The sequence below is a fragment of the Streptomyces sp. NPDC037401 genome, from assembly GCF_055602345.1.
On the sequence record NZ_JBVJWO010000042.1, the window covers coordinates 48,936 to 69,349 of the forward strand.

General features: G+C 72.5%; 15 protein-coding genes. 8 read left to right on the top strand and 7 right to left on the bottom strand.

Features of this window, described 5'->3' with window-relative positions; translation table 11 throughout:
- Nucleotides 1-323: 323 nt before the first annotated feature.
- The 5 genes from ACZ7H1_RS32310 (at nt 324) to ACZ7H1_RS32330 (ending at nt 4,206) form a co-directional block, all read left to right on the top strand.
- The gene (locus tag ACZ7H1_RS32310; RefSeq protein WP_470791462.1) at nt 324-929 is read left to right on the top strand and encodes an acyl carrier protein; all 606 of its coding nucleotides are present in this window, start codon (nt 324-326) and stop codon (nt 927-929) included.
- 763 nt (nt 930-1,692) lie between these two features.
- On the top strand, nt 1,693-1,842 hold the full coding sequence (locus tag ACZ7H1_RS32315) for a hypothetical protein (protein WP_470791464.1): 150 nt from the start codon (nt 1,693-1,695) through the stop codon (nt 1,840-1,842).
- Nucleotides 1,843-1,865: 23 nt separating this feature from the next.
- The gene (locus ACZ7H1_RS32320; protein WP_470791466.1) at nt 1,866-2,606 is read left to right on the top strand and encodes a thioesterase II family protein; all 741 of its coding nucleotides are present in this window, start codon (nt 1,866-1,868) and stop codon (nt 2,604-2,606) included.
- A gap of 84 nt (nt 2,607-2,690) precedes the next feature.
- Nucleotides 2,691-3,272, top strand: a complete 582-nt coding sequence (locus ACZ7H1_RS32325) for a carboxymuconolactone decarboxylase family protein (RefSeq protein ID WP_470791468.1) — start codon at nt 2,691-2,693, stop codon at nt 3,270-3,272.
- Nucleotides 3,273-3,282: 10 nt separating this feature from the next.
- Nucleotides 3,283-4,206 carry an oxidoreductase gene (locus ACZ7H1_RS32330; protein WP_470791470.1) on the top strand — a complete coding sequence of 308 codons (924 nt, stop codon included), beginning with the start codon at nt 3,283-3,285 and terminating at the stop codon, nt 4,204-4,206.
- 126 nt (nt 4,207-4,332) lie between these two features.
- Here the strand turns inward: ACZ7H1_RS32330 and ACZ7H1_RS32335 are convergent, their stop codons facing one another.
- Nucleotides 4,333-5,823, bottom strand: a complete 1,491-nt coding sequence (locus ACZ7H1_RS32335) for a multicopper oxidase family protein (protein ID WP_470791472.1) — start codon at nt 5,821-5,823, stop codon at nt 4,333-4,335.
- A gap of 350 nt (nt 5,824-6,173) precedes the next feature.
- Here ACZ7H1_RS32335 and ACZ7H1_RS32340 point away from each other — a divergent pair, with 350 nt between their 5' ends.
- Nucleotides 6,174-7,013: a phytanoyl-CoA dioxygenase family protein gene (locus ACZ7H1_RS32340; protein ID WP_470791474.1), complete on the top strand. Its 840-nt coding sequence runs from the start codon at nt 6,174-6,176 to the stop codon at nt 7,011-7,013.
- Between the two features lie 138 nt (nt 7,014-7,151).
- Here ACZ7H1_RS32340 and ACZ7H1_RS32345 read toward each other — a convergent pair whose 3' ends face one another.
- From ACZ7H1_RS32345 to ACZ7H1_RS32370, 6 genes are all read right to left on the bottom strand, one after another.
- Nucleotides 7,152-8,489, bottom strand: coding sequence for a condensation domain-containing protein (locus ACZ7H1_RS32345; protein ID WP_470791475.1), 1,338 nt, complete (start codon nt 8,487-8,489; stop codon nt 7,152-7,154).
- Between the two features lie 144 nt (nt 8,490-8,633).
- The gene (gene cmdF / locus ACZ7H1_RS32350; RefSeq protein ID WP_470791476.1) at nt 8,634-10,262 is read right to left on the bottom strand and encodes a tyrosine 2,3-aminomutase; all 1,629 of its coding nucleotides are present in this window, start codon (nt 10,260-10,262) and stop codon (nt 8,634-8,636) included.
- Between the two features lie 136 nt (nt 10,263-10,398).
- The gene (locus ACZ7H1_RS32355) at nt 10,399-13,269 is read right to left on the bottom strand and encodes a non-ribosomal peptide synthetase (RefSeq protein WP_470791478.1); all 2,871 of its coding nucleotides are present in this window, start codon (nt 13,267-13,269) and stop codon (nt 10,399-10,401) included.
- Nucleotides 13,270-13,303: 34 nt separating this feature from the next.
- Nucleotides 13,304-14,740: an FAD-dependent oxidoreductase gene (locus tag ACZ7H1_RS32360; RefSeq protein ID WP_470791479.1), complete on the bottom strand. Its 1,437-nt coding sequence runs from the start codon at nt 14,738-14,740 to the stop codon at nt 13,304-13,306.
- A gap of 48 nt (nt 14,741-14,788) precedes the next feature.
- The gene (locus ACZ7H1_RS32365; protein WP_470791491.1) at nt 14,789-16,030 is read right to left on the bottom strand and encodes an acyl-CoA dehydrogenase family protein; all 1,242 of its coding nucleotides are present in this window, start codon (nt 16,028-16,030) and stop codon (nt 14,789-14,791) included.
- A 142-nt stretch (nt 16,031-16,172) separates the two neighbouring features.
- Complete coding sequence (locus tag ACZ7H1_RS32370; RefSeq protein WP_470791481.1) at nt 16,173-16,925, bottom strand: SDR family NAD(P)-dependent oxidoreductase; 753 nt, start codon at nt 16,923-16,925, stop codon at nt 16,173-16,175.
- Between the two features lie 217 nt (nt 16,926-17,142).
- Between ACZ7H1_RS32370 and ACZ7H1_RS32375 the strand changes: the two genes are divergently transcribed.
- Nucleotides 17,143-19,371, top strand: coding sequence for a molybdopterin-dependent oxidoreductase (locus ACZ7H1_RS32375; RefSeq protein ID WP_470791483.1), 2,229 nt, complete (start codon nt 17,143-17,145; stop codon nt 19,369-19,371).
- 59 nt (nt 19,372-19,430) lie between these two features.
- On the top strand, nt 19,431-20,303 hold the full coding sequence (locus tag ACZ7H1_RS32380; protein WP_470791484.1) for an LLM class F420-dependent oxidoreductase: 873 nt from the start codon (nt 19,431-19,433) through the stop codon (nt 20,301-20,303).
- The last annotated feature ends 111 nt before the right edge of the window (nt 20,304-20,414 follow it).

Consider the following 20,414-nt stretch of genomic DNA (forward strand, 5'->3'; position numbering starts at 1 on the left):
CCCCAACGGTGGAAGGACTGCGAATGCTCCGGGCACCGTCTTGCCGCTGCCGTGTCACATGATGCGCTTCTCTTGTGCCAGAGCGTATCCCTCAACGATGCAGGTTAGCAAGGAAGTGGTGATCAACACCTGCAGTTCTCGACCAAATATGGAGGGCGTTTCAGGCAAAGGCGACTTCAAGGGCCCACTCCCAAGGTTGGCAAGTCGTTGCCAATAGTGGCCTGATTGTCGTACGCTTCTTGGCAACGCCGGGTGCGGGCGGGCTCCTTCGGGGCTGTCCGCGGCCGCGGACGATGCCGATGATGCCCATGGGAGTGGCGAATATGACCCGTGACCGCTCTGCCGTCATCGTCGTGACCGGTGCGTCGGCCGCGACGGCCGGACCGGCCGCGACAGCCGTGACCACCGACGAAGCCGACGAGGTGCGGGCGTTCATGTTCCGGGCCTGGGGCGAGCTCCTCGGCTGCGAGAACCTCACCGAGCACTCCGACTTCTTCGCCCGCGGCGGGGACTCGCTGCTCCTCACCAGGCTGGTCCGGCGGATCGCCCGGGAGTTCGGGGTCTCCGCGCAGCTCCACGACATGTCCTGCCGGAACCTGGGCGACCAGGTGCTCCTGGTCCACGGCCTGCGTGCCCGGGCGGGAGCCGGGGCCAAGGACGTGCACGCCTTCCTCGTCGGCGAGTGGGCCCGGCTGCTGGGCTGCAAGGACGCCGAGCTCGCGGACCGGTCCGACTTCTTCGCGCTGGGCGGTGACTCGCTGCTGATGACCCGTCTGGTGCGGCGGGTGGGGCAGGAGTACGGGCTGTCCGTACCGATCCACGACATGCTGGCGGCGCCGACCCTGCGGGAGCATGCGCTGCTGGTGAGCGGGCTTCTGACGGCTGCGCCGCGGCTGACGCTGACGCTGCCCGGGCGCTCGGCGGCCTGACGCCGGCCCCTGCGGGGGCATCTGGCTTTTGCGGGCGGCGCTGCGCGCGGCTTTCCCCCTCGCCGCCCCTTCCCGTCCTTTCCCGCCCCTTCCCGAAACCGGGCCTGCGGCCCTGGCACCCGCCCCCCGTGGGCCCCGCCCCGGGCCCCTGGCGCGCCGCCCTGCCCTGCCCCGCTCCGCTGCCGGGCTTCGCCTCTGGCACTCCGTCTGCGGTGCCCGGCCGAGACTTCGTCTCAGGCGCTCCGTGACGGGCGCTCACCCCTCGCCTCCCACCCGCGCGGGCTCTGCGTCCGGCAAGCCTGCACCGGGATGTGCGCACGGCACCCCGACCGGGGCACTGCCGCCGCCGGCATGCGCGCACGGGGCACCGTTCCCGGCAGCCTCCAGCCCGCCCGCCTCCTGAGCCGTGGACGCCTGGCGGTCCTTGAGGGGCCCCGCCGTGCCGTCCGCCTGCCCTCGAGTCCCCTGTCGGCGTCAGAGGCCGTGCGGCGGCCCCTGACGCTGCGGGCCGGGCCCGTGTCACCGCTGCGCGGGGGTTGCCATGCGGTGAGGATTTGGCACAGCTGGGGGAGGGGGGTTGCCAAACCCTTTCGGAGGGGTCCTAGGAGACGGTCTGACCTGCGGATTTGAGCATGTTGGGCTACGGCCTGCCCGGCCGTGACATGCAGGCAAGTTGCCAAAGTCTGGCAACTGTTTGCCAAGGGGTGCTGTCCTTCGCTAACGTCGCCCTCGTAAGGAAACGCCACCGCCACTAGGAGCAGTTGTGGAAACCGTTCTGCGAATCGCCCGCATCTCCGTCGTCGGGTTCGTCGGCGCCGTCGCCCTCTTCTCCGCCGCTCCTCTCGCGGCCGCGGAATCCGTGCCCCCCGGTACGATCGCCCCCGCCAACACCGACTCCGTCGGATGGCCGTAACCACCCGCCGGCGACCCGTTTCAATGACTCCATGGCTGCAGTGCACGACGGCACGGCCGGATGCCGCACAGCGACTCGTCTGTTTCCCGCACGCCGGTGGCGTAGCCGCCTTCTTCGCCCGGTGGGCCGACAGTCTGACCGGCACGGAAGTCCACGCCGTGCGCTACCCGGGCCGCGCCGAGCGCATCGGTGAGCCCTGCCCCACCGACCTGCACGACCTGGCCCGCGACATCGCCGAGGCCCTGCGCCTCATCGCGGACCGCCCGCTCGCACTGCTCGGCCACAGCATGGGGGCCTGGCTCGCCTTCGAGACGGCACGGCTGCTGGAAGCGGACGGCATCACCGTCAGCCACCTCTTCGCCTCCGCAGCGCCCGCGCCCCAGACCCGTACCACCCCCGATCCGGACGTGCAGCTCGACGACGACGAGCTCACCGCCGCCCTGATCGGACTCGGCGGGACCCCGGCGGAACTGCTCGCCGAGCCCGTCCTGCGCAAGCTGGTCTACCCGTACGTCAACGCGGACTTCCGGATGTCGGGACGCTACGTCTACCGACCCGGACTCCCGCTCGCCTGCCCGGTCACCACCCTGATCGGTGCCGACGACCCGGTCGCCGGACCGCACGCCACCGACGCGTGGTCCCGGGTGACCCGAGGCCCCTACCGCGGGCACACCGTCAAGGGCGACCACTTCTACCTCGCCGGACAGCCGCCGTTCGAGCTGATCCAGGATCTTCTCTCCGGTTGGCCGGAAGGCCGTCGCTGACGGCAGTGCAATGGCTAGAGTCGCAGCCGCCGTGATCGTTTCCGCCGACCCCGTGTCGCGGGCCGCCGAAGGGGAGCTGCACGCATGCCGCACATCCGGATCGACAACGACCTGCCCGGCATCAGCGGGCTGCTGGCCCAGCGCACGGACACCGCCCGGCCCCTCGGCCTGCTGGCGGACGCCTTGCTGCGTGCCCCCTCCTCGATGAGCCCCGGCGAGCGCGAGCTGATCGCCGCCTACGTCTCCGAGCTCAACACCACGCCGTTCTGCGCCGCCTCGCACAGCGCCTTCGCCGCGGCCCAGCTCGACGGAGGCGCGGAATTCGTCGCCGGTGTGCTCAAGAACCCGGACGCCGCCCCCCTCACCCCGAAGCTGCGCGCCCTGTTGCAGGTCGCCGCCGAGGTGCAGGCCGCCGCCCGCCCGGTCGCCGAGGAGACCATCGCCGCCGCACGCGCCGCCGGCGCCGACGACACGGACCTGCACGACACCGTGCTCATCGCGGCCGCGTTCTGCATGTACAACCGCTACGTCAGCGGTCTCGCCACCGAACTCCCCGCCGACCCCGCGCACTACGAGCGCGCCGCAGAGCGGATCGTGACGCAGGGATACGGACGCGACCGCACCCGGGAAATCCAGGAAGCCAAGGAAGCGCACTCCGCCGGATAGGGGTACACGCATGGCCAGCCGGAGCAAGTGGACCGCACGGGACGTGCCCGCACAGCACGGTCGTACCGCCGTGGTCACCGGGGCCGGCTCCGGCCTCGGCCTCGAACTGGCCAAGGCCCTCGCCTGCAACGGCGCGCACGTGGTGCTCGCCGTACGCGACGAGATCAAGGCCGCGACGGCGGTGGCCCGCATCCGGGCCGCCGCCCCGCGGGCCGAGACCACCGTGCAGCACCTCGACCTGGCCGACCTGTCCTCGGTCGGGGCCGCGGCCAAGCAACTGCGCGACCGCTTCCCCCGGATCGACCTGCTGGTCAACAACGCGGGCGTGATGTGGACCCCGGACACCCCGGCCACCCGCAGTGCCGAGGGCTTCGAGCGGCAGTTCGCCACCAACCACCTCGGGCACTTCGCGCTCACCGGGCTGCTCCTGGACCGGCTCACCGCCACCCCCGGGGCACGCGTCGTCACCATCAGCAGCTACCTCCACCGCTTCGGCCGGCTCGGCGCCCCCGGCCCCACCGGCCGGCAGAACCGCTACACCGCATACAACCGTTCGAAACTCGCCAATCTGGCCTTCGCGCTGGAGCTCCAGCGGCGCCTGACCGGGGCGGGAGCGGACACCCTCTCCCTGGCCGCCCACCCGGGCCTCGCCGACACCGGCCTCGGCCGGGAACTCCCGGCCGCGCTGCGGGCCATGGCCCCGGTACTCGGACCGCTGTTCCTGCAGAGCGCCTCGATGGGCATGCTGCCCGGACTGCGCGCCGCCACCGATCCCGGCGTCCGCGGCGGCGAGTACTACGGTCCGCTCGGCCTCACCGAGACCCGGGGGTACCCCGGGCTCGTCCGGCCCGCCCGCGCCGCCCGCGATCCGCGGGCCCGGCGCGCCCTGTGGGACGACTCCGAGCGCATCACCGGCGTCCACTACGCCTTCTGACACGCCTTCCGGTACGTCATCCGGTACGGCTTCAGCGCTTGCACCGCCGAAGCCGCCGAAGCCGCCGAAAACACCGAAGCCCGGTCCGCTCGTGCGCACCGGGCTTCGACGTGTTCCGGGGGAGGGTCAGGGGGTGATCTCCAGCTGCCCCATCATCCCGGCGACGCTGTGTTCCTGGAGGTGGCAGTGGTAGACGTACTTGCCGGGCCGGCCCGCGAAGGTGGCCTGGATGCGGATGCTCTCGCCCGGCCGCACCAGCACCGTGTCCTTCCAGCCCTCCTCGCCCGGCAGCGGCGGCTTGCCGTCCCGGTCCAGGACCCGGAACTGCACCAGGTGCACGTGGAAGTTGTGGTCGATCCCGCCGAAGGGCGAGTCCACCGTGTCCGCGTTGTAGATCCGCCAGATCTCCGAGGTGCCGTCCTTGATCACGGCGTCCACGCGGTTCGGGTCCCACTCCACGTCGTTGATCGCGTACGCCATCATCGACGGCGCGACCGCCAGCTTGAACTCGCGGGTCCGTACCGGGGTGGGCAGCGGCGGCAGCGCGCGCAGCCGGGACGGCACCCGGCTGGTGTCCACGGCGTTGCGGTTCACGTCGAAGCGGACCACGGGACCGGCCGGCTCCGACAGGGTCAGCGAGCTCCCCAGCGCGTGCTCGGAGAAGTCGATCACGACCTCGGCGCGCTCGCCCGGGGCCAGGGTCAGCTTCGTCACCCTCACCGGCTCCGGCAGCAGACCGCCGTCCGAACCGATCTGGATCATCTCCGTTCCGCCGAGGTCCAGCTCGAAGATGCGGTGGATGGAGGCGTTCAGCAGCCGGAAGCGGTACTTGCGGCGGGCCACCGGGAAGTACGGCTGCGGCTTGCCGTTCGCGAGGAAGGTGGAGCGGGCCTCGGGGTGCTCCACGTCCAGGATCAGGCCGCCGTTGGGGTCGAAGTGGGCGTCCCGGATCAGGATCGGCACGTCGTACGCGCCGCTCGGCAGGTTCAGCCCGTACTCGTCGGCGCCGTCGATCAGGTAGAAGCCGTGCATGCCCTTGTAGACGTGCTCGGCTTCCCAGTGGTGCGTGTGGTCGTGGTACCAGAGGGTCGCGCCCGGCTGGCTGTTCGGGTACTCGAAGGTCCGCGAGGCACCCGGGGCGATCAGGTCCATCGGATAACCGTCGTTGTCCGCCGTCACATGGGCACCGTGGACGTGCACGGTGGCCCCGTGGTCCAGCTCGTTCTTGTACGAGATCCGGACCGGGCGGCCCGAGCGGGCCCGGATGGTGGGGGCGATGAACTTGCCGTTGAACGTGATGGCCCCGGTCTTGAGACCGGGCAGGATGTCGACGTCCGCGTTCTTCACGGCTATCTCGTACTCGTCCGCCTCGGGCGTCCGGCGCACCGGTACGAGCGTCGAGGGGACCGGCATGCGCACGGCGAACGGCGTCGCGGCCGCCACCGGGCTCATCTTCGCGTTCTTCGCCAGCCCGTGGCCGTGGCCGGCGCCCTTGTGGCCCGGGGGGTGGGCCGTCGTCTTCGGCTCGGCGGTTCCGCGGGCCGCGACGACGGCGGTCGTACCTCCCGCCACGGCAGCGCCCGCCCCGATGGCCAGCAGGCGTCGTCTGTCCAGCATGTGCTCCCCTTGTCCGTGCTCCGGCCGGTCGTCGGTCCGTCCCGCAGCCGCCGTCCCGCGGCCGCCAAGGCCGAGCATGTCAGCGCCAACTGCCGTACTCCTCTTCGAGATTGCTGTCTTCGGCTTGATCAGGAACTCGGGCCGGAAAGCGGCCCACCGGGCCTCGGCCCGCGTGGGGCGTTTCCGCCGCAATTCAGGAGATGCCCGGCCCGGAGCCGAAATGTGAAGCTGCCGGAGCGCCCTGCCCGGGGCATGTAACGCGCCACGGCAGGGAGCCGGCGGCCGGCGGCCGGGGGCCGGGAGCGACGAGAGAGGCACCGAACGCACGAAGAGGAGAAGGTGACGCGGGTATGGCGGGACTGCTGAGAGTGAAGCCGGACACCGGTCTCGACGAGGTGGTGGAGATCCTCGAACGGGACGGCGGGGTGATCGTCGAGGAACTGGCCGACGAAGTCACTCTGAAGGGACTGTGGGAGGACCTGGGCCCCGCCCTGGAGGGCCACGACTTCAGCGGCGACTGGTACAACGGCACCCGCACCCGCAGACTCTCCTCGATCTTCGCCAGGACCGCCCGGCTCACGCCGGTGGTGACCCACCCCCACTTCCTCGGCGCCGCCCGCGCGATCATGCAGAAGCCCGTCCCCATGTGGATAGGCCGCTCCCGCACCGAGATGACCCCCACCGTCCAGATCAGCGGAACCCAGGCCATCCAGATCCACAAGGGCCAGGGCAAGCAGCCCCTGCACCGTGACGACGCCCTGCACCTGCGCCGCCACCCCGGCCCCACCAGCCGGGTCCAGCTGATGCTCGCCATGAGCGAGTTCACCGCCGCGAACGGCGGCACCATGGTGATCCCCGGCAGCCACCACTGGGACGACGAACGGCCACCGCTCGCGCACGAGGCCCTGCCCACCGAGATGAGCGCCGGCTCCGGGCTGATCTGGCTCGGCGGCGTCTACCACGGCGGCGGCGCCAACACCACCGACACCCCGCGCACCGGCCTCACCATCGCGCTGGACCTCGGCAACCTCCGCCAGGAGGAGAACCAGTACCTGGCCGTCCCCAAGGAGTCCGTACTCGCCTACCCGGAGGAGGTACGGCGGCTCCTCGGCTACGACCGCTGCCCGCCGGGCCTCGGCTGGTACGAGATGGAGGACCCGTACGTCGTCCTCGAGCGCGAAGCCGGCTGACACCCTCCGCGCGTCCGCCGAGAGCGGAGCGCGCGACCCGGCGGAACCCGAGCGCCCCCGGCCTGCTGCAACAGGCCGGGGGCGCTTCCGCGGGACGTCCCCCACCCCCGTCGGGTGGCGCGCGGGGCGGGGGCGGGCTCAGGACAGGCTCAGGGGCGCGTCCGGGGCCGTGACGGTCTGCCGGACGACCGAGACGTACCCGGCCGCGAACTCCCGCATCGTCGCCTCGTCGTAGAGGTTCGTGTTGTACCCGACGTGGCCGAGCATCTCCCCGGAGAGCGGGTCGATGTCCAGCTGGAACATCACCCCGTCCGGGACGTCGGTGCTCACCGGCTGGGACAGCTCGCGGCGGCGGATCTCGGAGATCGTCACGTCCCCCGCCTCCTCGCCCGCCATCGCCGGGAACTGGAACACCTGGAACGCCACCACTCCCAGGTCGTCCGCCCCGAAGGAGGCCGCCAGCGCCGGGGCCTCGGCGACCACCTGGCCGAAGGGCAGCGGGTTCGCGTACGCCTTCAGGCAGGTGCTCCGGGTCCTCGATATCAGCTCGCGGAAGGTCTGTGCCCCCGCCAGCTCCGTACGCAGCGGCACGAAGTTGAAGAAGGCGCCGACGGTGTTCTCGAAGCGTCCCGGCCCGCGGCCCGCCGCCATGGTCGGCACCACGATGTCCGTACCGCCGGTCTTGCGGGCCAGGAACAGCTGGTACGAGGCGAGCAGCACCATGAAGGGCGAGCTGCGGGTCTCCTTCGCCAGGGCGAGCGCCGCGGAGGTCAGCTCCGCGTCCACCTGGAAGCGGTGCACGGCGGTGCCCTTGGGGACGCCCGCGGACTTCAGGTGGTCGGTGGGCACCCCGGTGATCCCGGCCCCCACCAGCTGCTCCCGCCAGTAGCCGCGGGCCTTGACGTCCGCCTCGGGTGCGAACTTCGCCCGCTCCCAGACCGCGAAGTCACGGAACTGCGTGACCTCCGGCAGCTCCGCCGCCCCGAAGCCGCGGCGCCGCGCGTACAGCCGACCCAGGTCCCGGATGATCAGCTGCATGGAGACCTCGTCGGCCGCCGTGTGGTGGACGATCAGCACCAGCACCGCGTCCGACTCGTCGAAGCGGCCCAGCACCGCCCGCAGCAGGGGCAGTTCACCGACCCCGTACTCGCCGCCCTCCAGCTCGATCAGCAGCTCCTCCGCGCGCCGGGCGCGGGCCGCCGGGTCGGGCTCCGGGAGCTCCCGCACCGTCAGCGAGACCGGGCTCGCCGGCAGGATCTCCTGACGCTGCCCGCCGGGGGTGCGCACGATCGTGGTGCGCAGCGCCTCGTGACGCTCGACGACCTCGTCGAGGGCCGCCTGGAGCTCCTCGGTCGCCAGCTTCCCGGCGATCCGCCACCCGGCGACGATGTTGTACACGGGCCCGAAGGGCCCCTTCTCGTCTCCCTGGTCGAACATGCACAGGAATTCCTGGTTGAAGGAGAGCGGGATGCTCATGGGATCCCCAATCTGGGTCAGGGCCGGTCTGGCGGGGCTTGGCGGGCGGGCGGGCGGAGCGGATGAGCGGGCGAAGGCGCCACAGCAGGCCGGATCGGAATCCGGCCTGCTGTGGGGGGAGCGAGCGGCTGGTGCGCGGGGGCGTCAGCGCAGCTCGGTGTTGCTGGACTCCGCGGCCGCCAGGAACTCGCCCCGGGAGAGCGCGGACGCGATCAGCTCGATGTCGTCGGACATGAACCGGTCGCGCTCCAGGGTGGGCACCAGGGAGCGGACCTGGTCGTACGTGGCCTTGCCGGCCGGGCTGAGCTGCGCGTAGCGGTCGGCCAGGTCCACCGCCTGGGCGGCGGCGAGGAACTCGACCGCGAGGATGCGGGTGTTGTTCTGCAGGATGCGGCGGGTGTTGCGGGCCGCGATCAGGCCCATGCTGACCACGTCCTGGTTGTCGCCGTTGGACGGGACGGACTGGATGGAGGCCGGGCCGATGGTCCGGTTCTCGGCGACCAGCGCGGTGGCCGGGTACTGGGCGCCGGCGAAGCCGCTGTTGAGGCCCGGGTCGCCCTTGACCAGGAACTCGGGCAGCCCGTCGGACAGGTAGCGGTTGAGCAGGCGGTTGGTGCGGCGCTCGGAGAACACGCCGAGCTGGGTCAGCGCGATGCCGACGTAGTCCATCGCGAAGGCGATGGGCTGGCCGTGGAAGTTCGCGCCGTGGAAGATCTCCTGGCCCTCGAAGAACAGCGGGTTGTCGTTCGAGGAGTTCAGCTCGATCTCCAGCTTCTGCACCGCGTGGTACAGGGTGTCGCGGACGGCGCCGACGACCTGCGGGATCGCCCGCAGGGTGTACGCCTTCTGCAGGTACACCTTCGTACGGTGGACGCCCTCGCCCGACTTGGCGGCCTCGGCCTGACGGCGCAGCTCGGCGTGCTCCACGGCCAGGTCGCTGCCGCGCAGCAGGGCACGCATGTTGGCCGCGGTGTCGATCTGGCCCTGGTGCGGGCGGGCCAGGTCGTGGCCCTCGGCGAGGAACGGGCTGGTGGAGCCCTTGAGGGCCTCCACCACCAGGGCGGTGACGATCTCCGCCTGGCGGACCTGCTCCAGGGCGCGGCCCACCACCAGCGAGCCGAGGCCGGTCATCGCGGAGGTGCCGTTGATGAGGGCCAGGCCCTCCTTGAAGCGGAGCTCGAGGGGCTCGACGCCCTTCTCGCGCAGGACGTCGGCGGTCTTGGCGCGGACCCCGTCGCGCAGCACGTACCCCTCGCCGATCAGGCTGGTGGCGATGTGCGCGAGCGGGGCCAGGTCGCCGGAGGCGCCCAGGGAACCGATCTCCGGGATGGCCGGCGTGATGCCCAGGTTGAGGTAGAGGGCCAGCCGCTCCAGCAGCTCGGGGCGGACCGCGGAGTAGCCGCGGGCCAGGGCGTTGAGCCGGGCGGCGAGGATGGCGCGGGCCTCGTCCTCGGCGAAGAGCGGGCCGACACCGGCGCTGTGGCTGCGCACCAGGTTGGTCTGGAGCTCCACCTCCTTGGAGGTGTCCACCAGCATGTAGATCATTTCGCCGTAGCCGGTGGTCACACCGTAGACCGGGGTGCCGTCGGCAACGGTGTTCTCGAACATGCGGCGGCTCTCGGCGGCCTTGGTCAGCGCGGCTGGGGAGATACCGACCTGCGCGTTGTCCTCGGCCACGCGTCGTACCGCCGGGATGTCCAGGGTCCGGCCGTCGAACTCGACGGTCTCACTGCTCTTGGAATCGATCTGGAGTTCGGCGTCGACGATCGTCATTTTCACTCCACTGTGTAGGCAAGGGGCAGAAATCGGTCTGAGCAGGGGGCTGGGAGTCCCCGGGAAGAGCGGTGGGCCGTGGGTGGGATCGGAGTGCCGGGCGCCCCGGACCGGCCGCGGGGCGCCCGGCAGGGGTCTAGGGAAGGGCGGCCAGGGCCCGCCGGTCGACCTTGCCGCCGGCGTTGCGGGGCAGGCCGTCCAGGGTCCGGAAGGCCACCGGGAGCATCGACTTGCCGAACCGGCGGCGCAGGAGGGCCCGCCAGACGGCCGGGGACACCGCGGGCTCCCCTTCCGGGGTGCGCCGCGGCACAACGTAGGCGACCAGGCGGGAGACCAGACCGTCGGCTCCGGTGTGGGCGACGACGGCGCAGTCCGTCACCGACTCGTGCGCGGCCAGGGCCGCCTCGATGTCGGTGAGTTCCATCCGTACGCCGTAGAACTTGATCCGGGTGTCACCGCGGCCGCGGAACTCCAGCGCGCCGTCGAAGCGCCACCGGCCGAGGTCCCCGGAGCGGTAGCAGCGGTCCCCGGTGCCGGCCAGCGGCCGGAAGGCGGTCCGCCCGGCCGGGTCGGCCGGGTCGCCGCCGACGTACCCGGGGGTGATGTGCGGGCCCGTCACCACGATCCGCCCGGTCACCCCGGGCGGGCAGGGCCGGTCCGCATCGTCGAGGACCAGGACCTGGCGGCCGGGGATGGGCCGGCCGACCGGGACGGTGCCCGCGACCGGGCCGGTGACCTCGTGCCAGGTGGCCAGCACGGTCTCGGTGGCGCCGTACAGATTGACCAGCCGGACCCCGGGCAGCGCGGCCCGCAGTCCGCCCGCGAGCTCGCCGGGCAGCGGTTCGCCCGCCAGCAGCAGGTGCTCCAGCGCGGGGAAGCGGCGCGGGGTGCCGTCCGGCCGGGCCGCGGTCACGGCCAGCAGCTCCCGGGCGAAACTGGGAACCGTCTGGAACAGGGTGATCTCCTCCCGTTCCAGCCAGGCGGCCAGCTTCTCCGGGTGCGCCCGGATCCGGTCCGGCACCGGGACCAGGGTGGCCCCGGCGGCCAGGGCCGCGAACATCTCGATCAGGCTGGCGTCGTAGCTGGGGGAGGCCCACTGCGCCACCCGCGAGCCGGGTCCGATGCCGAACTCCGCCGCGAACCAGCCCGCCAGCTGCGCGAGGGTGCGGTGGGTCTGCGGGATGCCCTTGGGTACGCCGGTGGAGCCGGAGGTGTGGGTGACGTACGCCCAGGCGTCCGGGTCGGCGTGCACCGGGAACTCCGCCGAACTCCCGGCCACCGGGGCCGAAGAGGCCGGCAGCGAGGCCGGGTACAGCACCGTGCCGCCGCGCTCCTGCCGGTACCAGGCCGCCAGGTCGTCCTCCTCGGCCCCGTCCGGCAGCGGATCCGCGAGCAGGCAGACCGGCCGGGTGCCGTCGAGCACGTCCCGGCCCCGCTCGCCCGCCTTCTCGGTGCCCAGACAGACCGCGTACCCGCCGGCGGCGAAGGTGCCCAGCAGGGCCGCCGTCCGCCCGGGCCCGTTGGCCATCCGCACGGCCACCGGCGCGCCCGGGACCACACCGAGCCCGCGCAGCCCGTGGGCCACGGCCTCGGCGCGCTCCTGGAGCTCTGCGTACCCGGTGTGGAAACCGTCGCCCGCGAGGGCGACCGCGTCGGGGGTGGTCACGGCTGCCGTACGCACACCGAGGTGCACGGGCGGGCCCCCGGGGGCGACGGCGATCAGGTCGGCGGCCCGCACGGCCGCCCGGGTACGCTCCGGGTCCTCGAGCTCCAGGTCCTCCACCGGCCGGCCGGGGTCGGCCAGGGCGGCGGTCAGCAGGGTGCGCAGCTGGCCCAGGACGGCCTCGGCGGAGCTCCGCTCGAACAGCGCCGCCCGGTACTCCAGCGAGCCCTCCAGGGAGGAGACGGCCTGCTGGATCGTCAGGGTCAGGTCGGTGCGGGCGGTGGCGTCGTCGGCGGGCCGCCGGCGCACCACCGCGCCCGGCAGCCACAGTTCGCTGGCCGCGGTGTCCTCGTACACGAACATCACATCGCACAGCGGGATGCGGTTCGGGCGGCCGCCGTCGGCGTTCAGGGCGCGGGTGACCAGCCCGTACGGCACCTCCCGGTGCTCCTGGGCGGCCCGCAGGGTCCGTGCCGTGCGGGCCAGCAGCTCCCGGAACGACGGGCGCGCGGACAGGTCGCCGACGATCACCAGGTGGTTGCGGAAGGGCCCGATCACGTCGGCGAACCGGGGGCCCGCGGGCCGCAGGCTCGACGGGACGCCGACCGCCACCCGGTCCTCCCCGGTGTGCCGGGCGAGCAGCGCCAGCAGCGCCGCCAGCAGCACGGTGTACGGGGTGCTCTCCTCGGCCCGGCAGAGATCGGCCAGCCGGGCCGCCAGGTCAGGGCCCCAGTCGAAGCGCAGGGTGCCGCCCAGGGTGGCCGGTCCGGCCGGCCGGGCCCGGTCCGCGGGCAGCGCGAGTTCCGAGGGGAGCGGGGTGAGGGTCTTCGCCCACCAGTCCAGCAGCCGCCGCTGGTGCGCGGAGGGCTCCTGGAGCCTGCGCAGCGCGGCGAAACCGCTGTACTGGGGTGCGGGCAGGGTCAGTTCCTGTGGCAGCGGGCTGCCGTGGGCGGCCGCCTCGTACCGGGCGGACAGCTCGTGCATCAGCACGGCGAGGGACCGCTCGTCGCCGAAGGCCTGGTGCAGGCGCAGGGTCACCAGGTGGCCGGTGCGGCCCGGGCCGACCCCGAGCCGGGCGGCGGGGGGGCCGCCCGGCCCGCCCGGCCCGGCGGGGGTGGCGCGCAGCACCTCGTGCCGTGCGGTCACCTCCCGCCAGGCGGCGCGCAGGGACTCGGGGTCGAACTCGCCGGTGACGGTGTACGCGCGGTGCAGGTGGTACCCGGGAGCGTCGGGAACGCGTGCCTCCGGGAGCCGCCACGTCTCCGGTTGCTCCGGTGCGCGGGGACCGGCCCCCGGCCGCGCGCCCGTCACGGGCGCGGCGGGTGCCGCAGATGCCTCGATCACGTCTGTTCCCTCCGTCCTGGTCCCTGCGTGCGGATCAGCTCGCGACCAGGTCCTTCGCGGGCTTCTCCGGCTTGATGGGCACCGGGGCCGGGCGTCGTGCCGGCTTGGGTGCGGTGCCCGTGAGGCCGTTGATCAGGCCGCGCGCGGTGTTCCACAGCACGCGTCCGACCAGGGCGGGCTTCATCAGCGACTCGGGGCGGTCCACCAGACCCGCAGCCCGCATGTACGCGGCGGTGACGTTGCCGTCGAGCACCGCGGCCTTCTGCACGAGCTTCAGGTAGAACTGCGCGGCCCGGACCTGCGGGGTACGGTCGCCCTCGACCCCCTTGAAGGAGAGGTCGACGCTGTTGGTCATCTCCCACGGCGGGTCGATGACGTCGTGCGCGAGGTCGCGGAAGTAGTCCTTGGGCACCGGGGCGGCGCCGGTGTGCAGGTGGCTGCGCAGGGTCAGCGCGGAGAGCGCGGACACCGTCATGCCCTGGGCGTAGATGGGGTTGAAGCAGGTGACGGCGTCACCGACGACGAGCAGGCCGTCGGGGAGGCGCTCCAGCTTCTCGTACCGGCGGCGCAGCGTGGTCGGGAAGCGGAAGGCGACCGGCTCGTCCAGGGGCTCGGCGTGCTGCAGGGCCTCGTAGATGTCCGGCACGGCCAGGCTCTTGACCCACTTGTACAGGCCCTCCTGGTCCAGCGGCGGGTGGTCGCCGAGCAGGCCGTACGTGGTCAGCTCCACGCGGCCGCCGTCGGTCTTGGTGAAGATGGCACCGCGGGGCACCTCGGGGGAGGCCGCCGGGTTGATGGACAGGTCCCCGAAGTACGGGTCGGCGGTGAGCTTGTAGTGCTGCGTCACGTAGCCGAGGCCGATCTTCTTGCGCTCCTCCTCCACGCGGCCGTAGCCCAGTTCCTCCAGCCAGACGGGGGTGCGCGAGCCGCGGCCGGTGGCGTCCACGACCAGGTCTGCGGTCAGGAGCTCCTCGGCGCTGTCGGCGCCGGACTTCTGGACCCGGGCACCGGTGATCCGCGTCTTGTCGTCCGTGCTCTCCAGGCCGAGGATGTCGTACTCCTCGAAGAAGACCACGTTCTCCAGGGCCGCGGTGCGGTTGCGGATGTGCTTCTCGAGCATCGGGCGGCTGGCCGCCACACAGGTCAGACCCGCGCTCTGCTGCTTGAGCTGCTGCCCGTTGAAGTACCAGCGGACGTGCCCGGCCAGGTCGCCGGTGGGCACCCCGTCGGCGAAGAGCTCCTCCGTGATGCCCGGGTAGAACTCCTCCATCACCTGCTGCCCGCGTGCCAGCAGGCCGTTGATGTGCCGGCTCTGCGGGCAGTTGCGGCGCGGACCGTCCACCCCCATCAGCTTGTCGCGGTCCACGATGAGCACTTCGTCGTAGGCATCGGCGAGCACTCTGGCCGCGAACAGGCCGGCGATGCTTCCGCCGAGTACCACCGCGCGAGTCCCGGTCTTGTCGCCCGTCACGGATACCTCCTCGATATAGGTGATTGAGCTTCTTCGGCTGTGAACATGTCAGTTCTCAATTCCGAAATGGGATTTCGAGAACTCGCGGTTCGCATGGGAGTTGAGGAATACGGCGATTCCCGCGTGGGAGTGCTGCATGGAAAGGTCGCGCCAGATGCGCTCCATGCGTTCACCGTGCTTGACGGCACTGGAACCGGCGGTGGGGTACAGATTGCTCTCCACCGCCCGCCAGCACATCCGGATCACTTCCCGGCAGGCCAGTACGATCCGCAGTTCGCGCTCCGGGGTGAACCGGGCCGGTCCCTGCTCCGCGTACCCGTGCCACTGCCCGATGGCCCCGAACAGCGCCGCCTCCGCGGCACTGACCAGCCCGGCGGCCTCGCCGTACCAGTACTGGAAGTCGGTGTCCTCGGTGCGCGGCAGGATCGGCGGGAACAGCGTCTGCCGGGAGCGCATCAGCTCCTCGTACGCGTCCAGCGCGGCCTGTGCCATCCCGAGCGCCAGCGCGGCGTCCTCCAGCACCATCACGCTCAGCGGCCCGCCCCCGTAGAGGCTGTTGCCGTGCAGCGTCAGCCCCGGGGTGCCCCCGGTGACGGTGGCCTGGCTCAGGTGCATGGGCAGCACCCGGTGCCCGGGCACGTGCACGCCCTCGATCCGGATGCTGTTGGAGCCGCTGCCCTTGAGCCCCAGGTGCCGGCCCCAGTCGTCGAGGATCTCGTACTCCTCGCGGGGGACGATGAACATCACGGGGTGCGGTTCCCCGCCGTCCTCGGGGGTCACCAGGGCGTGCCCGACGAAGTGGGTGGAGTACGGCGCACCCGAGCAGTAGTTCCAGGTGCCGGTCACGGTCCAGCCGCCGTCCGGTGCCGGCACCGCGGTGCCGGTGGGCGCGACCGTGGCCGGGGCGATGAACTCCCCGCCGGCGAACACCTCCTGCTGGGTCCGCTCGCCGAACAGGGTGCCCACGGCGTGCGCGTGCGCCGCGCCCAGGCAGTACATCCAGCCGGTGGACGGGCAGCCGCGGGTCAGGGCCACGACCACCTTGAAGAAGGTGTCCAGGCCCAGCTCCAGACCGCCGTACCGCTTGGGCACCAGGATCCGGTACAGCCCCGCCGCCGCGAACGCCTCATGGGTGTCGGGGGCGTAGCAGGTGCGCTCTTCGGTCTCGGCCTGACGCTCGATCAGCGAGTAGGCGATGGCCCGGGCCCGCTCGACGACCTCGTCCGCGGTGGGCTCGGTTTCGTGCGGCAGGGACACCGCCGCTCCGGCGGTATTCGCGGTCACTGTCATAGCCACGCGGTTCCTTTTCTCGGACGGACGATTCGGGCGCTCGGCCGTGTTCAGGCAGGTTCACAGCGGCCCGCACCGGGGTGCATCTCCTGAATTGCGGTGCGGGCCGGTGTGAAAATGCGCGCGCTCCGGAAACGACCCGTCAGGCCGGTACGGAACCGGACAGGCCGCCGTCGACGACGAGTTCCTGGCCGGTGATGTACGCAGCACGCGAGGAGAGGAGGAAGGCCACCGCGTCGGCGATGTCCCCGGGCGCGCCGAACTTCCCGACGGGCACCTGGGAGCGGAAGTACTCCTTGACCGGCTCCACCGGCGCGACCATGTCGAACATCTCGGTGTGGATGTGGCCGGGGGTCACGGCGTTCACCCGGATGCCGCGCTCGGCGAGGTCGGGGGCGAGGGTGCGGGGCAGGTTGAGCACCGCCGCCTTGGTCGCCGCGTACACCGAGCCGGCGCCCATGCCGCGGTGCACCAGCCAGGACGCGTTGAGGACGATCGAGCCGCCGTCCTCGAGGATCTCCAGGGCCTTCTGCACGGTGAAGAAGGTGCCCTTGAAGTTGACCGCCACGACCTCGTCGAAGCCCTCCTCGGTGACGTCCGCGGTACGGGCGTTCAGGCCGATGCCCGCATTCGCGAACACGCCGTACAGGCTGCCGAAACGGGCCCGTACCCGCTCCACGACCGAGTCCAGGTCGGCGGTGCGCGAGACGTCGGCCGCGATGGTGAGCACCCGCTCGCCGCCGTCCAGTTCCTTGGCGGCGGAGGCGAGCCGCTCCTCGCTCCGGCCGACGAGGACGACGTTCGCGCCCTCGGCCAGGAGCCGCCTCGCGGTGGCCAGCCCGATACCGCTGCCACCGCCCGTGATCAGTACGGTCTTGCCGTCGAAGTCAGTCATGCGGCCAGGATCAGGACGGGCCGCTCATCGGCGCATCTCCCGGATTGCGGTGCCCCCTGCCCGCCCCGGGAGCCGCCCCGGGCCGGTGCGCACGCCCCCGCCCCCACTGCGCATTCCAGAAGATGCGCAGACCGTGCGGTGATGGAACCGTCGAGCGGTCTGGCCCGGTCCGGCCGGTGACGGCGGACCCGGCTCCGCCGCGACCCCGGGAGTCCTGTTGCGCACCGTGCACCGCACCTGCCCCATCTGCGACGCCGTCTGCGGGCTGCGGCTCGAACTCGACGAGGCGGGGAAGGTCCAGTCCGTCCGGGGGGACGACAAGGACCCCTTCTCCAAGGGCTACATCTGCCCCAAGGGCGCCAGCCTGGGCCGGATCGACGAGGACCCCGACCGGCTGAGCCGGCCGATGGTCCGCACCGGGGACACCTGGCGCGAGGTGAGCTGGGAGGAGGCCTTCGAGGCCGTCGAGCGCGGTCTGACCGGGGTCATCGAGAAGTACGGGCGCAACGCGGTGGCCGCCTACTTCGGAAACCCCACCTTCCACACCATGGGCGGCATCTTCTACCGCATGCCCCTCGCCCAGTCCCTGGGCACGGTCAACCTCTACAGCGCCAGCACCATCGACCAGATACCCAAGCACGTGGCCGGCGGCCTGATGTACGGCTCCGGCACCGCCATCTCGGTCCCCGACCTCGACCGTACGGACTTCCTGCTGGTCCTCGGTGCGAACCCGGTGGAATCCCACGGCTCGCTGTGTGCCGCCCCCGACTTCCCCGGCCGGCTGCGCGCCCTCAAGGAGCGCGGCGGCCGCCTCGTCGTCGTCGACCCGCGCCGCACCCGGACCGCCGCCATCGCCGACGAGCACCACTTCATCCGGCCCGGCACCGACGCCCTGCTCCTCTTCGCCCTCGTCAACACCCTGTTCGCCGAAGGGCTCACGAACCTCCGCGTGGAGACCGACGGACTCGACCGGCTCCGGGAGTACGCCGCCCCCTTCACCCCCGAGGCCGTCTCCCCCCTCTGCGGAATCCCCGCCGACCGGATCACCGCCCTCGCCCGGGACCTGGCCGCCGCCCCCAGCGCCGCCGTCTACACCCGGATGGGCACCTCGACCGCCGACTTCTCCACCCTCGCGCAGTTCCTCGTCGAGGCACTCAACGTCCTCACCGGCAATGTGGACCGGCCCGGCGGGGTGATGTTCCCCAAGCCCGCCACCATGGAGGTCCCCTGGGGGCCGCGCCCCTTCGAGATGGGACGCTGGCACAGCCGGGTCCGCGGGCTCCCCGAGGCGCTCGGCGAATTCCCGGTGGCCACCCTCGTCGACGAGATCGAGACCCCCGGGGAGGGCCAGGTACGGGCCCTGGTCACGGTCGCCGGGAACCTCGTGGTCTCCGCACCCAGCGGCCCCCGCTTCGAAACGGCCCTGGCCGGGCTGGAGTTCATGGTCGCCGTCGACCCCTACCTGAACGAGACCACCAAGCACGCGCACGTCATCCTGCCGCCCCCGCGGATGCTCCAGATGCCGCACTACGACCTGCTGCTCCTCACGGTCACGGTGCGCAACTACACCCGCTTCTCCCCGCCCGCCCTGCCCCTGGAGCCCGGACAGCTCTCCGAGGGCGAGATCCTGGCCAAGCTCGCGCTGATCGCGGCCGGCGCGGGCGCCGGGGCCGCCCCGGCCCAGCTGGACGAGATGGTCCTGGGACAACTGCTGGGCATCGGCACCCAGATCCCCGGCACCCCCTTCCACGGCATGGAGGTACCCGAGGCCCGCGCCACCCTGACCGGGGACTCCGGGCCCGAGCTGGTCCTCGACGTGATGCTCAAGATGGGTCCGTACGGACTGTCCCTGGAGGAGCTGCGCAAGCACCCCAACGGGCTGGACCTCGGGCCCCTGCAGCCGCGCCTGGCGGAGATGCTCTCCACCGACACCGGACGGCTGCGCCTCGCCCACCCCGACCTCGACCCCGAGGTGGACCGGCTCGCCGCCCGGCTGGCCGCGCCCGCGGCCGAGACCATCCTGATCGGCCGTCGGCAGCTGCGCTCCAACAACAGCTGGCTGCACAACGTCGAATCGCTGGTCGGCGGCAGCAACCAGTGCGTGCTGCACGTCCACCCCGACACCGCCGACCGGTACGGGCTGGGCGCCTGGGCCAGGGTCACCTCGGCCGCGGGCGAACTGGTCGTACCGGTGGAGACCACCGACCGGATCATGCCGGGCGTCGTCAGCCTTCCGCACGGCTGGGGCCACGGCGGAAGCCGCCAGCGGGTGGCGGCCCGCCACCCCGGGTTCAACGCCAACACCCTGACGGACGACTCGGTCACCGACTCGCTCTCCGGCAACGCCGTGTTCAACGGGGTCCCGGTGGCCCTCGCCCCCGCCGCGGCGCCGGCCGGAGCGGCCGCCCCGGCCGCCCGGCGCCTCCTGCCGCTGGCCACCCGCTAGCCCCCAGCCCCCCCAGCCCCCTCGTACCTCTTTCGCCCTCACTCCCTGGAGGAGACCAGATGAAGCTCGGGCTGTCCCTCGCGGACTACACATGGGAAGGCGGAGCCCCGCGCATGGCGGACACGCTCGCTGCGCTCGCCCGCTCCGCCGACGAAGCCGGGTACGACGTCATCGGCGTGGCCGACCACCTGTGGCAGGGCCCCCACATGGGCGGCCCCGAGCAGCCGATGCTGGAGTGCTTCACCACCCTCGCCACGATCGCCGCGCACACCCGGTCCGTCCGGCTGATGCCGCTGGTCGCCGGGGTCCACTTCCGCGCCCCCGGCCTGCTGGCCAAGTCGGTGACCACCCTCGACGTGCTCTCCGGCGGCCGCGCCGACCTCGGCATCGGAGCCGGCTGGGACGAGGACGAGGCGCGCGGCCTCGGCGTACCGTTCCCCGCGGTCGCGGAGCGCTTCGAGCGGCTGGAGGAGACCGTCCGGATCTGCCGGTCCATGTGGGACGGCGACCGCGGCGACGAGAAGCCCTTCGAAGGCACCCACCACCGCCTGGAGCGGGCCCTGAACGTGCCGCAGAACCTCGGCCGGCCGAAGATCATGATCGGCGGCGGGGGAGAGAAGCGGACCCTGCGCCTGGTGGCCCGCCACGCGGACGCCTGCAACCTCTACCCGGGCCCCGACCTGCCCGGCAAGCTCGACGTGCTGCGCGCGCACTGCGAGGCCGAGGGCCGCGACTACGACACCGTCGAGAAGACCTGCATCATGCCCTTCGCGGTCCCCGACGCAGCCGCGGCCGACGAGCTCACCGCCACCCTCACGGGCCTGGCCGGCCTCGGCATCGCCCGCGTCATCGGCATCCTCGCCGGCCCGGGCCAGCAGCAGACCGTGGACCTGGTCGGCGAACGGGTCCTCCCGGCGGTGGCCGGAGCCTGACCGCCCGCCCCCACCCACGCGGGGGGGGGGGGGGGGGGGGGGGGGGGGGGGGGGGGGGGGGGGGGGGGGGGGGGGGGGGGGGGGGGGGGGGGGGGGGGGGGGGGGGGGGGG